Below are 16,095 nucleotides of genomic sequence, written 5' to 3'. Positions count from 1 at the left end.
TGATCGGGTTGAACAGTTTTTTTTATTTGTAAAGCGAGAGCGCCAGCGCGCCGAAGATGGCGATGAAGATGCACAGCCGCGCCAGCGACGGGTGCCACACCATGCGGTACACGCCCAGCCAGCCCAGCACGCGGTCGAGCAGGGTTTGCAGGCCGATGCTGAGGATGAACAGGGGCAGCAGGGTGGGAATCAGTATTCCGAACAGGGCGAATTCACGCGGCATGGTGGTCTCCGGCGCCAGGCGCCATGTGGTCGAGCAATGAGGTGTAGATCGAATGCAGGTCGGCCAGCGCCGTCTGCAGGCGCGCGCCGCGTTCCTGTGTCGCACCCGCTTCGGCCTGCGCCGCACGCACCACGGCGCCCGCCTGCAGGGTGGCGGCCAGCGCCGCCTGCAGCTGCGCATCGCCGCGCGTGCGCAGCCAGCCGGCGATGTGGTCCACGCACTGCTGCAGCGCGTGGCGCGTGGCGCCCGGGCGGGCGGTCGCGATCAGTTCGCGCAATTCGATCACGGAATGGCCGATTTCCAGCAGGGTCAGGGCCTGGCGCACGACGGCGCGCGTGGCTTCGCCCGGCGCCGGGCCGGCCGCCGCATTGAGCTGGCTGAGCAGGTCGCGCACGCGGTTGTCGAAGCGGTGTTTCACGCGCCGCGCAGGGGCCGTGCACGCATGCAGCGCTTCGCGCCACAGTGCCCGGCCGATATGGTCCTTGTGGCCCATCGTGTGCTCTGGCAGCAGCACGGCAAACACGAGGGCGGCCAGCATCAGGCCGACGATCAGCGCCATGCCCGTGTTGAGAAAGCCGGCGCCGTCGACGCGCATGACGTTCAGCGGCGCCATCTGCGTGATGAAGGTCGACACGCCCAGGCCGACGCCCAGCTTGGCGGGATTCGTCATCAGGTACAGGCCGACGGCCAGGAAGGGCGCGAAACTGAGCACGAGCATGGGGAAGCCGTCGCCGTGCAGCAGCACGAAGTACACGCACACGAGCGACAGGGGCATGGCGATCAAAAAGCCCGCCAGCACTTGCCGGATCATCAGGATGGGGCGCGGCGAGGACGACGCCAGCGCGCAGAACACGGCTGCCATCAGCATCGCCGTGCCGGCATAGGACCAGGCGAGGAAGTAGGCGCCCAGCGCCAGCAGGGCCAGGCTGATGCCGGCGCGCGCGCCGCTGGCGATCACCAGCGCGGGCGGCGTCTTCGGCGCATACGCCTGCGGCGTGCTCACTTCGAGCGGCGTATCGTGCGCCAGGCTGAAATACACTTCGTGAAAGCGGCTCATGTCGCGCGCAAAGCGCTCGAGCAGCTCGCAGACGGTGTCGAAGTCGATCTGCTGCGCATGCGCGATGGCCGCGCCGTCGATGTCCGCGCGCGCCTGGCCCAGCGCCGTCTGCAGATGCAGCTGCATGGTGTCGAGCGAGTCTTGCGAGGGCGTCGTTTGCAGCGCTTCGGCGACGATGGCGTACAGGGGCGCGCACGCCTGCATGACTTGTGTTTCGCCGTCGCGCTGCAGGCGGTCGAACAGGCGGTGGAAGGTATAGAAGGTGGTCAGCGCCGTCATGAAGGTGGCGTTGAAGGCGTGCAGCTTGCGGTTTTGCGCGCGCACGTGGCTCACCTTGCTGGTCACTTCGAACAGGGCGGCCGAGCGGCCCAGTTCCAGCGCCGCCACGTCGGCGGCAAATTGCAGATGCGTCAGTTCCACCTGGGCCGGCGTGAGTTTTTGCTGCAGCACGTCCTGGCAAAAGGTGAGGAATTTGCCGTAGCGGGCCTGTACCGTGCGCATCACCTGCGTGCCCTGGTGGCGCGGCAGCAGCACGCTGGACACGGCGGCCGAGCAGATGATGCCCAGGCCCACTTCGGCCACGCGCGTGACGGCCAGCGAAAACACCTGCGTCGGCTGCTCGATGGCGGGCAGCACGATCATGCAGGCCGTGTAGCCGGCCAGCACGTACACGTAGGACTGGGCGTTGCGGTGCAGGGCCGAGCCGCTCGTGCACAGGCCCACCCACAGGGCCAGGCCGGCGAACAGCAGCACCGGCTGCTGCGGGAACAGGCCGATCAGGGTCAGCGCGGCCGTGCATCCGAGCAGGGTGCCGCACAGGCGGTAAAAGCTTTTTTCCAGCACCATGCCGCTGCTGGGCAGGGCCAGGATGATAGTGGTGGTCATCGCCGTGCTCGGTGAATCGAGGCCCAGGCGGTAGGCCAGCCAGAGGGCGCAGAACGATGCGATGAGGGTCTTGCCGACGTAGATCCAGCGTTCGCCTTCCGTCGTGCGCCAGTCTTGCAGCGCCAGCGCCAGCCAGCGGGCCGCCCGGGTCAGGGGCCCAAATGTAGGTGTTGTGGCTGGCGTCATCGATAGGCTATCAGTTCTGGTTGTTGAGATTGTTGAGGTTGCGCAACTGGCGCACGTACAGCTTGTCGAGCACTTGCAGCTCTTCTTCAGTAAAACCCTCATACAGGGCCGAGGTTTCCTGGTACACGTCGGGCAGCGCCGTTTCGATCAGGGCGCGGCCCTTGTCGGTCAGCGAGATCATCACCGAGCGGCGGTCGCCGGGGCGCGTGCCGCGGTGGATCAGGCCGCGCGTTTCCAGGTCATTGCACACGCGCGTCAGGTTGGCCGGCTTTTCGTGACAGGCCATGCCCAAGGTGCAGGCGTTCGAGGTTTCGTCTTCCGTGCCGTACAGCACGGCCAGCACCATGTAGCTGGCATCGACCAGGTCGTGCTTTTTCAGCGCGGCATTGGTCAGGTCCTTCATGCCTTTTTGGATGTGGTACGTCATGCGCAGCAGGCGCATCAGTTCCATGGGGAAGCCTGGCATGCGCGTGCGGATGTTTTGCAGCCGCTTGGAGGTGGCGTCAAAAGCGGTCATGTCATATTCCTTCATGTATCAATAAAGCTCCGATTGTATCTTGTTGGGCTAGGGCAATGCCAGGATTGCAAGCTTAGATCCCGCCTCCCAATGCATTCATCAAGGAAACGTACAGATCGAGTTCGCGCGCCCCATTTTGCGCCTGCTGCTGTTCTTCCGCCAGCAGCGCCACTTGCGTGTTGAGCATGGCGATGGCGTCGCTCATGCCCGCCTTGTACGCCTTTTCCGCCAGGTCGCGCGCGCGCTGCGCCGTGGCCAGCGCCTGCACGGTCAGCTGGTGCTGCTTTGCCAGCGATTGTGCGCGGGTAACGGCATTGGCCACGTCCGACATGGCATTGATGACGGTGGCGTTGTATTGCTCCACGGCGCCGTCGTACACGGCCGTCTGGCTGCCCAGCTGCGCGCGCAAACGGGCGCCCGCAAAGATGGGCAGGCTCAGCGCGGGCGAGATGCCGCGGATGTCCGAGTTCGCGTCGAGAAAATGGCTGAAGCCGAAGGCCTGGAAGCCGGCAAAGGCCACCAGGTTGACGTTCGGATAAAACTCGGCCTTGGCGGCATCGATGCGCTGCGCCGCCGCTTCCACTCTCCAGCGCTGGGCGGCGATGTCGGGGCGGCGGCCGATCAGGTCGGCGGGCAGGGCGGCGGGAATGGCCAGCGGCTGGTCCAGGCGCAGCACGGGGCGCGTGAGCGCGGCACCGGCGGCCGGACCCTTGCCGGCCAGCGCGGCCAACTGGTTGCGCAGCAGGGCCAGCGACTCGGCCGACTGCTCCAGCTGGCGGCGTCCCGCGGGCAAGGTGGTTTCGATTTGCGCCACGTCAATGTCCGTGCCGATGCCGGCCGCCTTGCGCTGGCGCGTGATGTCGAGGATGCGGGCGCGCTGCGCCAGGCTGCGTTCGATCACATCCTGCAGCTGGAATTCATACGACAGCTGGATGTAGGTGCGCACCAGCGCCGTTTCCAGGGCCAGGCGGGCCATCTGCGATTCGGCCGACGCCATCTGCACGTCGCCCAGGGCGGCGGACAGGGCGGCGCGGTTGCGGCCCCACAGGTCCAGGTCGTACGAGGCCGTGACGGTGGCCTGGTTGCGCCAGGCGTAGTTGCCGGCCAGCGGGGCCGGCGTGCTGCCGTGCTGCGAATACAGTTCGCGGTTGATGGAGACGTTCGCGTCCGCCTGCGGGCGCGTCTTGTCTTCCGCCGCGCCGGCCAGCGCTTCGGCCTGGCGCACGCGCGCCTGGGCGCCGCGCAGGGTGGGGCTGTCGGCCAGCGCCTGATCCATCAAACGGTTCAATTGGGGATCGTGCAAGTCTTGCCACCATTGCGTGCGCGGCCATTGTATGGCGGCACTGGCGGCGGCATCCATGGCCTGGCTCGCTTTCAGCTTGTTGGCATCGAGCATGGCCGATTGCGGCGCGATATGGCCCATGTCGGCGCAAGCGCTCAAGGCAAGGATCAGGCTGGCGGCAAGCAAACGGCGGTGCAGGGACATGCAGGGACTCCGGGAGAGATATGTTGGGGGTGCTGCTGACAGCTCGCCGCGGTGAGCTTCGGGAGTGGCCCGAGTGCTGCGCCGCAACTGAGGTGTGTTACTGACTGACTGAAACCGGCTGACTGGTTTCTTATTTCACGACGTGTTTTGTCGTTTGCGCGACATCAAAGTCCGCTTCCGTTTGCGGGATCAGGCCAGCCTTGCGGGCGGCGTAGAACTCGGCCATGACTTCTTCGCGCGTCACCTTGCTGGCGGCGGTGGCCGGCGTTTTCGGATAGTCGACTTCGCTGGTGGCGATTTCGCCGGCGTTGCGGGCACGGATGTATTCGGCCGTGACGTCAGCGCGCGTGAGTTGCTGGCTGGTAGCGGCAGGCGCGGCGCTCTGGGCAAAAGCCGAAGCGGCGGTGGTGATGGCGAACAATGCTGCGATGAGTGATTTGGCTTGCATGATAAGACTCCAAAATGTGCATGATGGCTGGGTGGATGGGCCGGATCGCCACGTACCGGTCGGTTCGTCGGCAGGGCGCTGGTGGGCGCCGTGCCGCCGATGAAGCAGTTTCTGGATGAGAAGATGCTTACTTGAATTAACTATAGCAATGAATAGTACATTTGTGAAGTAATTTCTGAAAATATTTGTGCGATGCCGCATTTCCCCTGGGGAGGATGCCGTGCAGGCGTGCGCCGCTGGCCGCGCCAGGGGAGTAAGCTGGTTTTTTGATTAACGGGAGTCGGCCATGAGCAGCAGTTCACTCGACCCGGACAATTTACCCGTCACTTCCGACCGCGTGCTGGGCAGCGGCCATGGCAAGGGCGCGCTCGGTCCCAGCGACAGTTCCGACAGCGGCAGCGACATGCAGGGCGTGCCCGGCCAGGATGCGGAGGAGCTCGATAACGACAGCGATGCGGCCGGTACGGGCGAGCGGGCCGGCGTGGAACCCCACAACACGGCGCCCGATGGCGGCGACATCGACGTCGACCATGTGGAAAGCCTGGCGCCCGTGCCGCCGGCAGAGGAGGGCGAGGGGAAATTGCCCCCACGAATTACTGTCCCTCCTGCGCCATCAGCGTAAAATACAGGCAAGGCGGCGTGCGCGCCGCCATGGCCAGCCGGCCGGCACAGGATAGGATGTCAGAGGATGCAAACGCAGATGTCGGAAGAGAAAGAAAAAGACTTGATGTCGATGTACCGCGAGATGCGGCCGCGCGAGTTTTTTGGCGAAAAAAGTAACACCAATCACCTGGCCTGGAGTTTGCTGGTGATGTTGCTGGCGCTGGCGTTCTGGCTGGTCGTGGCCCTGGCGGCAGCGGAAAACCAGCGCTATGCCCTGGAAACGAAGGCGTGCCAGGATCGCGTGTTTCCCTCGGAAATCGACACGTCTTGCCTGAAGCAGGTCAAGTCGCGCGATCACTGGTGGCAGCACGTGGGCCACGCGCTGGTGCGCATGGGCGCCTGACCCTGGCGCAAGCTGGTCTGAACGGCCTGGCGGAATCTGGCGGCGGCGAAGGCCGCCACGGTGATAGGGTGATGGAGCGATAGTGCGGGAGGCGTCATGCCACGCGATCACTCGCGCGAGCAGCCGCAATGGCTGCTGGCGCGCCACAGTGCCTTGACGGCGCGCCAGTTATTGCGCGCCTATGGCTTGCTTTGCCTGTTTTCCCTGACGATTGCCGCCGCCTTCGCGCTGCGCGGCCTCTGGTACATTCCCGTCTTTTCGTTCGCCGAACTGGGCCTGGTGGCCCTTGCCTTGCTGCATTACCTGCGCCATGCGCGCGACTATGAGCACATCGCCCTGCGCGACGGCGAGCTGATCATCGAACAGGTCAGCGCCGGCCACTGCCGGCGCCACCATTTTTATCCGTGGCGCACGCGCATCGCCGTGCCGCAGTGGCCGCGCCAGTTGATACAGATCAAGGATAGCGGCGCTGGCGGCGCGCACGTGGACGTGGGCGTGTTCGCTACGCCCGAACGGCGCCGGCAGGTGGCGCAGGAACTGCTGGCCCTGCTGCCACCACCCATCTCGCCGCCAGCGCCACCGTGAACGCCTTACACGGCCCGCGACGGGCCTTCCCACAGGTTGATATGGCCTTCGCGCGCCTGCACGTCGATGGCGGCCAGCTCGTCGGCCGTGAACGACAACTGCTGCAGCGCGGCCACGTTTTCGCGGATTTGCGCGCTGCTGCTCGCGCCGATCAGGGTCGAGGTGACGCGCGCATCGCGCAGCACCCAGGCCAGCGCCATCTGCGCCAGGGTCTGGCCCCGCTGCGCGGCGATCTGGTTCAGCGCGCGCACGCGGGCCAGGTTTTCCGCGCTCAGGTGTTTTTGCAGCAGCGAGCCGCCGCCGGGGCGGTTGACGCGCGCATCCTGCGGCACGCCATCGAGGTATTTGTCGCTCAGCAGACCCTGCGCCAGCGCCGTAAACGTGATGCAACCCATGCCTTCTTGCTGCAAGGTATCGAGCAAGCCGTCTTCCTCGATCCAGCGGTTGAGCATATTGTAGGCGGGCTGGTGGATCAGGCACGGCACTTTCCATTCTTTCAGCAGGGCGGCCGCCTCGGCCGTCTTTTGCGGCGAATACGAGGACAGGCCCACGTACAGCGCCTTGCCCTGCTGCACGGCAGTGGCCAGTGCGCCCATGGTTTCTTCCAGCGGCGTGTCGGCGTCGTAGCGATGCGAGTAAAAGATGTCGACGTAATCGAGGCCCAGGCGCCGCAAGCTCTGGTCCAGGCTGGCCAGCACGTATTTGCGCGAACCGCCGCCCTGGCCATACGGGCCTGGCCACATGTCCCAGCCCGCCTTGGTGGAAATGATCAGTTCATCGCGGTAGGGTAAAAAATCGTCGCGCAGCAGCTTGCCGAAATTGCTTTCCGCGCTGCCATACGGCGGGCCGTAGTTGTTGGCCAGGTCGAAATGCGTGATGCCCAGGTCGAAGGCCGTGCGCAGCATGTCGCGCTGCGAAGCCAGATTGTTGCTGTCGCCAAAGTTGTGCCACAGCCCCAGGGACAGCAGCGGCAGTTTCAGTCCGCTGCGCCCGCACGTACGGTATGGCATGCTGTCGTAGCGGTTCTCGGCGGCGTGGTAGGTCATGGCATCTCCTTGTAAATGAATCGCCTATTTTGGCGCAAAATCAAGGTCTGCGTGCGTGCGCCTTGCGCGCGGCGGGACGCGCCTTACAATGGGCGTTCAGGAATCTCGCAAGGAGCGGTCATGGAAATCGAATTGAAATTGCTGCTGGCGCCCCAAGACGCGCCCCGCCTGCGCGCCCACCCGCTGCTGGCGCAGACTGCGCAAGGTGCGCCGCAGGTGCTGCAGATGCACGATATCTATGTCGATACGCCCGATTTGCAGCTGTGCCGCCACCACGCGGGCTTGCGCGTGCGCCAGGTGGACGGACACTGGGTGCAAACCCTGAAGGCGGGCGGCACGGTCAATGGCGGCTTGCACAGCCGCCACGAATGGGAAGGCGACGTGCCGGGGCCGCAGCCGGATCTCGCCGCGCTCGAGTCGGCCATCGGCCGCAAGCAACCCGTCCGCGCGCTGCTGCGCCAGGACGCTGTCCGCGACGGCTTGCAGCCCGTGTTTACCACGCGCATCGAGCGCACCGTCTGGCAGTTGCGCACGCCGCAGGGCGATCAGATCGAATGCGTGCTGGACCAGGGCGTCATTGACAGCGGCACGGACGGGGCCGCGCGCAGCGTGCCCGTCAGCGAGGTCGAACTGGAATTGAAGCAGGGGCAAGCTTCCAGCCTGTTCGACGTGGCGCTGGCGCTGCTGCAGGACGTACCGCTGCAGCTGGGCCACATGAGCAAGGCGGAACGCGGTTACCGTCTCGCGGTGCCGCAGCCTCTGCAGGCGGTCAAGGCGCAGCCGCTGGCGCTGGATGCGGCGATGTCGGTGGAGCAAGTGTTCCTGGCCATCGCCGGCAATTGCCTGGAGCAAGTCAGCGGCAACCAGGATGGCGTGGCGGCGGGCGAAGACGTGGAAAGCGTGCACCAGATGCGCGTGGGACTGCGCCGTTTGCGCTCGGCGCTGGGCATGTTCAAGTCCCTGCTGGTGCTGCCTGACGCCTTGAAGGGGGAACTCGACTGGCTGGGCGGCGCGCTGGGCGAGGCGCGCGACTGGGATGTGTTGGCTGGTAACACCCTGGCGCAGCTCGATGGCGAGGCGCAGGCCGATGCGGCCGCGCTGGCACAGGCGGCGCACGCGCAGGCGCGGCTCAAGCACCAACAAGCGGCCCAGGCCGTCACTTCGGCACGCTATACGGCTTGCATGCTGGGCGTGCAGCGCTGGCTGCAGGCGCGCGCATGGCGCGACGGTTGCTCCATGCGCCAATTGCGGCGCCTGGACGCGCGCGTGTCGCCGTTTGCCCGCGCCACCCTGCGCAAGGACCAGCGCCGCCTGATGAAGCGCGGCAAGCGCCTGCTGCATGCCACGCCGCAGCAGCGCCACCAAGTGCGCATCGCGGCCAAGAAGACGCGGTATGCGACGGAATTCTTTGCCTCGCTGTTTGCGGGCCGGGCTGTGAAGCCGTATGTGGGGCGGCTGTCGGCGCTGCAGGATGAATTGGGCTGGCTCAACGATGTGCAGGTGGCCGACCGGCTGCTGCAGCAATTGCCCGAAGTTCAGGCTGGTCAGACTGACCAGTCCGCCCAGGACGGATTGCGGCTGCACGCGGCCTTTGTGCGCGGCTACCTGGCGGCGCGCGCGCAAGCGCAAGGTGCCGATGGCCGCATGCACAAGGCATGGCGGCGCTTCAAGGCGGCCCGTTTGCCGGCCTGAATCCGGTTTGATCGGGGTGTGAGACCGGGCCAGACCCCATCAGGCCGGACCCCATCAGGCCGGATCCCATCAGGCCGGACCCAATCAGGCCAGACCTAATCAGTCCAGTCCAGCGCAGGCTAGGCCAGCGGCCGCTGCAACTGGCGTTCGAGGATGGCCAGCGGCGACTTGTCGGGCGCAGCCATGGCGCGCACGGGCAGCAGCCAGGTTTGCTCCAGCGCATGCTGTCCCCGCAGGGCCGCGTGCGATACGGCGTCGCTGAAGACGATCCACGTCTGGCCCGGCGCGAACGCATGCGTGTGCTGCTCCACCTGCGCCTGGTAAGCGAGATCGGCCTTCATGGCGTCGTGCAGCTGCAGCATGTAGTGATCGTAGGGTGTGCGCCGCGACTTGGTGACGTGCAGCCATTGCAGCAGCGCCGCCAGCACGGGTTGCGGACGCTTTGCAAGGGGTAAAAAATGCTGCGCCACCTGTTCGAATGGCGCGCCCAGTTTCCACACGCGGGGCGCATCGCGCGGATGGATGTTGGTGAAGACGCGCAGGATGCGCCGGCCTTGCGTGGGCGAGGAGGGAAAGCTGTCGATGTGCAGGCGCGTATCGTCCTTGCGCCAGGAGGTGATGCGCCCGGCGATTTCCACGGGGCGAAAGCTGCCCTTGCCTTGCTGTAGGTGGGGAACATAGCCGGGCAGCAAGCCGGCCAGCAAGTGCTGCGTGTGCAGCGCATAGCGCCGCATCAGCGCGGCCAGCAGGGCCGCATCGCAGGCATCGCCCTGGCCCCGCACGCCGCGCGCCGGTTCCCAGCTGATGTTCTTGGCGCTGCTGGCGCTACCCACAGCGCCGTTCAGCAGGGCATGCTCTTCCTGTTGCAGGGGGAAACCCAGGCGGGGCAGCAGCACGACTTGCCCGTCTTCGAGCGCCTGCAGCGCCGCCGCTTGCTGCGCGGCGCTGCCGCTGGCGTCCCACCGGGACAGGGAAATGTCGACGAGCTTGCTCATGGCGCAAACGGGGAAGAGGTCGGAGCCGCCAGTTTATGCGCTTGCCGCCCGCTCCCGTTTGCGCTGGCGCAGTGTTACATCATAGTTTGCTGTTCTGGCAGCCGGCGCTCACGCATTCGCGCACGCGGTCTTGCAGGAATTGCGCGCGTTCGATGGTGGTCTGGGTGGCGCAATCGAGGTTCACATAAAAGCCCGACGATTCGCGTTTGGAGCAATTTTGGTTGCGGTTGCTGATCCACGCCAGTTGGCCCGATTTCAGCTTCTGCTTGCCGGCGGCATCGAGCTGGGCGCTCAGTTTCTTGTAGTTGGCGTTGAGTTCCTTGTCCGCTTCCTGGTACACCTTGTTGAGGCAATACAGGCCGTCGAAGTCGTTGCGCGGCGTGTCGCAGGCGGAGTTGGCGAAGGCGGAACCGGAGGCAAACACGAGCAGGGCAAGCATGAATTTTTTCATTGTTTTCTTTCAGCAAGGGATGGCGGCGAGGCTGGCCGGCAAGCACGGGCGTGCGCTTGCGTATCTTATAACATCGCGCATGCTGATCTTGTTCGCTTGACCAGTGTGTGCCGCCCGCATCTACTTTCTGCGTGGACATAAAAAAAGCCCGCGCTCGCAAGCACAGGCTTCTTTTGGTGCGCCGCAGCGGCGAATACCGCGGGCGCGTCCGTTTTACGTTGTCAGGAACCGCTTACGCGAAGTTCTTGGCAACGAAATCCCAGTTGACCAGGCCCCAGAACGTTTCCACATACTTGGCGCGCAGGTTGCGGTAGTCGATGTAGTAGGCGTGTTCCCAGACGTCGCAGGTCAGCAGCGGCTTGTCGCCGGTGGTCAGCGGGCAGCCGGCGTTCGAGGTGTTGACGATGTCGACGGAGCCGTCGGCTTTTTGCACCAGCCAGGTCCAGCCCGAACCGAAGTTGCCCACGCACGACTTGGTGAATTCTTCCTTGAACTTGGCGAACGACGACCATTTGGCGTTGATCGCGTCAGCCACGGCACCGGTAGGCGCGCCGCCGCCGGCCGGCTTCATGCCGTTCCAGTAGAAGGTGTGGTTCCATACTTGTGCCGCGTTGTTGAAAATGCCGCCCGACGATTTCTTGATGATTTCTTCCAGCGACAGGTTTTCGAACTCGGTGCCCTTGATCAGGTTGTTCAAGTTGGTGACATACGCCTGGTGATGCTTGGCATAGTGGTATTCCAGGGTTTCTTTCGAAATATGCGGCGCCAGAGCGTCCATTTCATACGGCAGTGGTGGCAGAGTATGTTCCATGTGATGTCCCTTTATGGTGAGTGTTCGGAGTCTTCCGGCCCGGGCCGGAGGGTTGAGCCTTGCGTGCTTGAACCAAGCATTCTTGCTGAACGAGCCACTATTGTAAAGCGGATGCGTCATTGCTGCAGATTCCCGCACGCGTTGCGGATGCTGCTGGCGTAGTGATTCTCGTTCAGCGCCAGACCTAGCGAACACGTCGGGTAGTTTCCCTGACGATCAGTTCCAGAGGAGGTATCGCCGCCTGCACGGCCTCGCCATTGATCAGCCCCAGCAGCGCTTCCGTGGCGATGCGGCCGATGTCGTACAGGGGCTGGTGGATGGTCGTCAGCGGCGGCGTCGTGTAGGACGAGCCGGGCAAGTCATCGAAACCGACGAGCGAGATGTCGTCGGGCACGCGGATGCCCTTGCGGTACAAACACAGGCGCACGCCATAGGCGGACAAGTCGTTGGCGGCGAAGACGGCGCTGAACTGCTGCTGCGTATCAAACAAGTGGTTCATGGCCAGCATCCCGCTTGCCTCGTGGAAATCGCCTTCCGCCATCAGCTTCGGGTCGATGGCGATGTCCGCTTCGCGCAGCGCGCGCTGGTAGCCCGTCAGGCGCTCGGCCGCATCCGTGTTGTTGGCGGGCCCGGCCACGAAGGCGATGCGCCGGTGGCCCAGTTCGATCAAGTGGCGCACGGCCAGGTAGGCGCCGTATTCGTTGTCGAGCTTGAAGCCGATGGCGCTTTTGGTCGCCAGCAGGCGGCCCGTCGAGACGATGGGTCGCTGCTGCGAGAAATCAAGCACGCTCTCGTCCGAGATGCGCCCCGACAGCAGGATGATGCCGTCCACCTTTCGCGCCAGCAGCAGGCGGATGCGATCCGCTTCTTCCTGCGCATTCCAGTGCCCGCTGACGATGACGGACGCGTAGCCCGTGTCTTTCAAGCCATCGTCCACGCCGCGCAGGCTTTCGTCGAAGAAGGGGCTGGAAATATCCTGCACCACGATGCCGATGGTCATCGAGCGGCCCTTTTTCAGCCCCTGCGCCATCTGGTTCGGCGCGAATTTCATGTGCGCAATCGCCGCCAGCACGGCGTCGCGCTTGTCGTCAGACACCCTGGCCGTGCCGTTCAGGATGCGCGAAACGGTGCTGGGCGACACGCCTGCCTGGCGGGCCACGTCGAGCAGGGTGGAGGGAGAGGCGGCGTGGTCGCTATCGTTCAAGGCGGTTCCTGGGTATCAAGATGGCTGGTCGTCAGTGTTCTGAAAACCTTTTCATTGAAAGGTTACCATAAATGCCCACGGTGGGCCGTAGGTCGGGTTAGCCCTGCGGGCGTAGCCCGACATATTGTTGGCCGTGCACGTCGGGTTACGCGTTGGCGCGCTATCCCGATCCAATTATGAAAACGTTTTCACAAAAAACAACGGCGGCTCAAATGACGAATTTTTGTGCTTTCTCATAGGAGAACACGCGCCACGGCGGCCGTCTTGCCACGCCGCCCTCGATAAAAATGACAACTTTTTCGGTTGACTTGATTTTCTTTGCGGTGTTAAATGGACGCATGTTGTGAAAACGTTTTCAAGATAGAAGACGCTCAATAAAACGGAGATGAAATAATGAAGTCAAGCATCCTTGGCGCCGCCCCCCTGGCCGCGCTGACCCTGGCCTGTGGCGTGGCCGCCGCAGCCGCCCCGCCTGCCGCACCGTTGCCTGCCCTGGCCCCCGCCACGATCACCGTCGCCTCCTTCCCCGACCTGGACCGCGCCGTCAAGACGGCCTTGCCCCTGTGGGAAAAACTGTATCCGCAAGTGAAGGTCAAGCTGGTCAGCCTGCAGATCGACGACCACCACAACTCGATGACGACGGCGCTGGCGGCTGGCGCGCGCCTGCCCGACGTGATGGCCATCGACTTCCGCTATGTCGGCAGCTTCGCCGAATCGAAGGGCATGGAAGACCTGTTGCAAGCGCCATACGGGGCAGGGCAGTACCGCGCCCAGTTCGTGCCCTTCACCTTCGTGCAGGCGACCAGTTCGCGCGGCACCCTGGGCGCCATGCCGGCCGACCTGGGGCCGGGCACTTTGTTCTACCGCAAGGACTTGATGGACAAGGCGGGCATCAAGGAAAGCGATTTGACGGCTTCGTGGGAATCGTACATCGCCGCCGGCAAGAAGCTCAAGGCCGCCACGGGCACCTATCTGCTGGCCGGCGCCAGCGACCTGGCCGACATTTATATCCGCGCCAATCTGAAAGATGGCGAAGGCATTTACTTTGGCGACAAGGGGCAGGTGCTGGTCGACTCGCCCCGTTTCGTGAAAGCGTTCGAGCTGGCCAGGGCGGCGCGGGTGGCCGGCATCGATGCGCGCACCGTGGCATGGACGGGCGAATGGGCCGAAGGTTTTAAACGCGACAAGGTGGCCAGCCAGATGATGGGGTCGTGGCTCAGCGGCCACCTGGCCAAGTGGCTGGCGCCCGATTCCAAAGGCCAGTGGTGCGCGGCGAACCTGCCGGCCGGCGCGCTGGCGTCGTATGGCGGCTCCTTTTACGGCATCCCGAAAAAGGCGGCGAATAAAACCCAGGCCTGGGAATTCATCAAGTTCATGACCGTCAACAAGGATATCCAGCTGCACTCCCTGAAAGAGATCGGCGCCTTCCCTGCATTGACGGCGGCGTATGCGGACCCGATGATGGGCGAGCCGCAAGCGTATTTCGGCGGCCAGAAGACGCGCCTGCTGGCGCGCGACACGGCGGCGAAGATTCCCATCATCCGCGTCGACAAGTTCGACGCCGTGGCGCGCGACATCGTCAACATGGAACTGGAAAGCGTGCTGGCGCAGAACAAGGATATCAAGACGGCGCTGGCCGACGCCAAGGCCCTGATCACCCACCGCGCGCGGCGCTAGGAAGCGGCATGAATACGACCATGCAATGCGCCGAAACCGGATCCATCCCGGCGCGGCCTGCCAAAAAACGCTTCAACATGAAAAAATGGGCGCCGTATATCTTCATCAGCCCCTTCTTCATCCTGTTCGCCGTCTTCAGCCTGTTCCCGCTGCTGTTTTCCATCTATTTGTCGTTCAACCAGTGGGAAGCGGCCAGCGGCGTGGAAGCCATGCAGTGGGTGGGCCTGGACAACTACAAGTATGCCTTGAGCGACCCGTGGTTTTTGCGCTCGCTGGGCAATACCGTCTGGCTGGCGCTGGCCTCGGGCGTGCCGCAGCACCTGGTGGCCATTCCGCTGGCAGCGTTCATCCACAACAGCTTCAAGCGCTCGCGCAACCTGGTGATCGGCATTTACTTTTTACCGTTCATCACCTCCAGCGTAGCCATCGCCATGGTCTTCAACACCCTGTTTTCGCGCGACTATGGCCAGATCAATGTGCTGCTCCAGTGGTGCGCCAGCCTGCCGCTGGTGGGCGGGCTGTTTCCGTCAGAGTCGATCGACTGGCTGGGCAGCTCGCTGTTCATCAAGCCGGCCGTCGCCTTCGTCATTTTCTGGCGCTACCTGGGCTGGAACCTGGTGCTGTACCTGTCCGCGCTGCAGGTGATACCGAAGGATTTATATGAAGCGGCCACTATCGACGGCGCCTCGAAACGCCAGCAATTCTGGTACATCACCCTGCCGCAGCTGCGCCCCATGATCTACCTGGCCGTGACCCTCACCATCATGGGCAACCTGCAGCTGTTCGAGGAACCGTTCGTGCTGGTGGCCGAATCGAGCGGCGTGAGCCAGTCCGTGATGACGACGGCCATCTTCGTCTACAAGACGGCGTTTTCCTCGGGCGATTTCGGCACGGCGTCGGCCATTTCCTGGCTGCTGTTTTTGATCATCGCCAGCACCACCTGGGTGAACAACCGCATTTTCAGCCGCAACGAACGCCGAGAAGCCAAGGAGGCCAAATGAAGACTACCCGCTGGACGGCCTACGCCATGGTGGCCATCGGCGCCCTGATCATGGTCGCGCCGTTCTACTTCATGTTCGTCTTCGCCACGCACACGAGCGCCGAGATCTACAGCCTGCCACCGCCGCGCTGGTTCGGCACGGCCCTGCTGAACAACCTGGAACTGCTGCAGGAGCGCCTGCCGTTCTGGCGCAATATCGGCATCAGCCTGTACGTGGCCCTGATGACCACTGCGCTGACGTTGTTCTTTTGCTCGCTGGGCGGCTATGCGTTCGCCATGTACGAATTCCGCTTCAAGCGGCCCCTGTTCACCCTGGTGATGGCGTCGATGATCATCCCGTCCTTCATGAACATGATCCCCACCTTCATGCTGATGGATTTCCTCGGCTGGCTGGACCAGCCGCGCGCCCTGTACGTGCCGGGAGCGGCCGGCGCGCTGGGAATTTTCCTGATGCGCCAGTACATCGGCACGGCGATTCCGAAGGATTTGATCGAGGCGGCGCGCATCGACGGCTGCGGCGAATTCGCCATCTACTGGCGGGTCGTGCTGCCGCTGATCGGTCCCGCCATGGGCACCCTGGGCCTGATCACCTTCATCAACTCGTGGAACAATTTCATCACACCGCTGGTCGTCATGCGCTCGGTCGAGAATTACACGATCCCGCTGGCCCTGCGCAGCATGCAGGCGCCGAACAACACGGAGTGGGGCGCGCTGATGACGGGCGCCGCCATCGCCGTGCTGCCGCTGCTGCTGATGTTTTTTGTCGCCTCGAAGCGTCTCATAGAAGGCCTCACGCAAGGCGCCGTCAAAGGCTGATGCACTCACT

The 16,095-nt window shown here is 64.1% G+C and carries 17 protein-coding genes; 7 read left to right on the top strand and 10 right to left on the bottom strand.

Going from position 1 to position 16,095, the window contains the following annotated elements:
- Window positions 1-22 precede the first annotated feature (22 nt).
- The 5 genes from IGS61_RS04205 to IGS61_RS04185 all read right to left on the bottom strand — a co-directional run bounded on the left by IGS61_RS04205 (window position 23) and on the right by IGS61_RS04185 (window position 4,802).
- Complete coding sequence (locus tag IGS61_RS04205) at window positions 23-223, bottom strand: DUF1656 domain-containing protein (protein ID WP_070224633.1); 201 nt, start codon at window positions 221-223, stop codon at window positions 23-25.
- The gene (locus tag IGS61_RS04200; RefSeq protein WP_230538466.1) at window positions 213-2,351 is read right to left on the bottom strand and encodes an FUSC family protein; all 2,139 of its coding nucleotides are present in this window, start codon (window positions 2,349-2,351) and stop codon (window positions 213-215) included. The genes IGS61_RS04205 and IGS61_RS04200 overlap by 11 nt, the downstream gene beginning before the upstream one ends.
- Window positions 2,352-2,361: 10 nt before the next feature.
- Window positions 2,362-2,868, bottom strand: a complete 507-nt coding sequence (locus tag IGS61_RS04195) for a MarR family winged helix-turn-helix transcriptional regulator (protein ID WP_230538465.1) — start codon at window positions 2,866-2,868, stop codon at window positions 2,362-2,364.
- A 73-nt stretch (window positions 2,869-2,941) separates the two neighbouring features.
- The gene (locus IGS61_RS04190) at window positions 2,942-4,354 is read right to left on the bottom strand and encodes an efflux transporter outer membrane subunit (protein WP_230538464.1); all 1,413 of its coding nucleotides are present in this window, start codon (window positions 4,352-4,354) and stop codon (window positions 2,942-2,944) included.
- Window positions 4,355-4,484: 130 nt separating this feature from the next.
- On the bottom strand, window positions 4,485-4,802 hold the full coding sequence (locus tag IGS61_RS04185) for a DUF4148 domain-containing protein (RefSeq protein ID WP_230538463.1): 318 nt from the start codon (window positions 4,800-4,802) through the stop codon (window positions 4,485-4,487).
- Between the two features lie 286 nt (window positions 4,803-5,088).
- Between IGS61_RS04185 and IGS61_RS04180 the strand changes: the two genes are divergently transcribed.
- From IGS61_RS04180 to IGS61_RS04170, 3 genes are all read left to right on the top strand, one after another.
- A complete protein-coding gene (locus tag IGS61_RS04180; RefSeq protein ID WP_230538462.1) occupies window positions 5,089-5,424 on the top strand; it encodes a hypothetical protein in 336 nt (111 codons plus the stop codon).
- Between the two features lie 66 nt (window positions 5,425-5,490).
- The gene (locus IGS61_RS04175) at window positions 5,491-5,808 is read left to right on the top strand and encodes a hypothetical protein (protein WP_230538461.1); all 318 of its coding nucleotides are present in this window, start codon (window positions 5,491-5,493) and stop codon (window positions 5,806-5,808) included.
- Between the two features lie 96 nt (window positions 5,809-5,904).
- Window positions 5,905-6,393: a DUF2244 domain-containing protein gene (locus tag IGS61_RS04170; RefSeq protein WP_230538460.1), complete on the top strand. Its 489-nt coding sequence runs from the start codon at window positions 5,905-5,907 to the stop codon at window positions 6,391-6,393.
- Window positions 6,394-6,398: 5 nt separating this feature from the next.
- Here the strand turns inward: IGS61_RS04170 and mgrA are convergent, their stop codons facing one another.
- Entirely contained in the window at window positions 6,399-7,439 is a 1,041-nt protein-coding gene (gene mgrA, locus IGS61_RS04165; protein ID WP_230538459.1) for an L-glyceraldehyde 3-phosphate reductase, read from the bottom strand.
- A gap of 120 nt (window positions 7,440-7,559) precedes the next feature.
- Between mgrA and IGS61_RS04160 the strand changes: the two genes are divergently transcribed.
- Window positions 7,560-9,131, top strand: coding sequence for a CYTH and CHAD domain-containing protein (locus IGS61_RS04160; protein ID WP_230538458.1), 1,572 nt, complete (start codon window positions 7,560-7,562; stop codon window positions 9,129-9,131).
- 119 nt (window positions 9,132-9,250) lie between these two features.
- Here the strand turns inward: IGS61_RS04160 and IGS61_RS04155 are convergent, their stop codons facing one another.
- From IGS61_RS04155 to IGS61_RS04140, 4 genes are all read right to left on the bottom strand, one after another.
- Window positions 9,251-10,126: a Kdo hydroxylase family protein gene (locus IGS61_RS04155; protein WP_230538457.1), complete on the bottom strand. Its 876-nt coding sequence runs from the start codon at window positions 10,124-10,126 to the stop codon at window positions 9,251-9,253.
- 79 nt (window positions 10,127-10,205) lie between these two features.
- On the bottom strand, window positions 10,206-10,565 hold the full coding sequence (locus IGS61_RS04150) for a lysozyme inhibitor LprI family protein (RefSeq protein WP_230538456.1): 360 nt from the start codon (window positions 10,563-10,565) through the stop codon (window positions 10,206-10,208).
- A gap of 244 nt (window positions 10,566-10,809) precedes the next feature.
- Window positions 10,810-11,388, bottom strand: coding sequence for a superoxide dismutase (locus tag IGS61_RS04145; protein ID WP_230538455.1), 579 nt, complete (start codon window positions 11,386-11,388; stop codon window positions 10,810-10,812).
- A 184-nt stretch (window positions 11,389-11,572) separates the two neighbouring features.
- Window positions 11,573-12,592, bottom strand: coding sequence for a LacI family DNA-binding transcriptional regulator (locus IGS61_RS04140; protein ID WP_230538454.1), 1,020 nt, complete (start codon window positions 12,590-12,592; stop codon window positions 11,573-11,575).
- Between the two features lie 393 nt (window positions 12,593-12,985).
- Here IGS61_RS04140 and IGS61_RS04135 point away from each other — a divergent pair, with 393 nt between their 5' ends.
- Genes IGS61_RS04135 through IGS61_RS04125 form a run of 3 tightly spaced genes read left to right on the top strand, consistent with a single transcriptional unit; the run spans window position 12,986 to window position 16,085 of the window.
- The gene (locus IGS61_RS04135) at window positions 12,986-14,269 is read left to right on the top strand and encodes an extracellular solute-binding protein (protein WP_230538453.1); all 1,284 of its coding nucleotides are present in this window, start codon (window positions 12,986-12,988) and stop codon (window positions 14,267-14,269) included.
- An 8-nt stretch (window positions 14,270-14,277) separates the two neighbouring features.
- Window positions 14,278-15,270, top strand: a complete 993-nt coding sequence (locus tag IGS61_RS04130) for a carbohydrate ABC transporter permease (protein WP_230538452.1) — start codon at window positions 14,278-14,280, stop codon at window positions 15,268-15,270.
- A complete protein-coding gene (locus IGS61_RS04125) occupies window positions 15,267-16,085 on the top strand; it encodes a carbohydrate ABC transporter permease (protein WP_034751746.1) in 819 nt (272 codons plus the stop codon). Before IGS61_RS04130 ends, IGS61_RS04125 begins: the two co-directional genes overlap by 4 nt.
- Window positions 16,086-16,095 lie beyond the last annotated feature (10 nt).

This window comes from Janthinobacterium sp. FW305-129 (assembly GCF_020858115.1).
Lineage (GTDB): Bacteria > Pseudomonadota > Gammaproteobacteria > Burkholderiales > Burkholderiaceae_D > Janthinobacterium.
The sequence above is the reverse complement of the archived record's forward strand: the minus strand, read 5'-3'. Positions and strand labels throughout refer to the sequence as shown.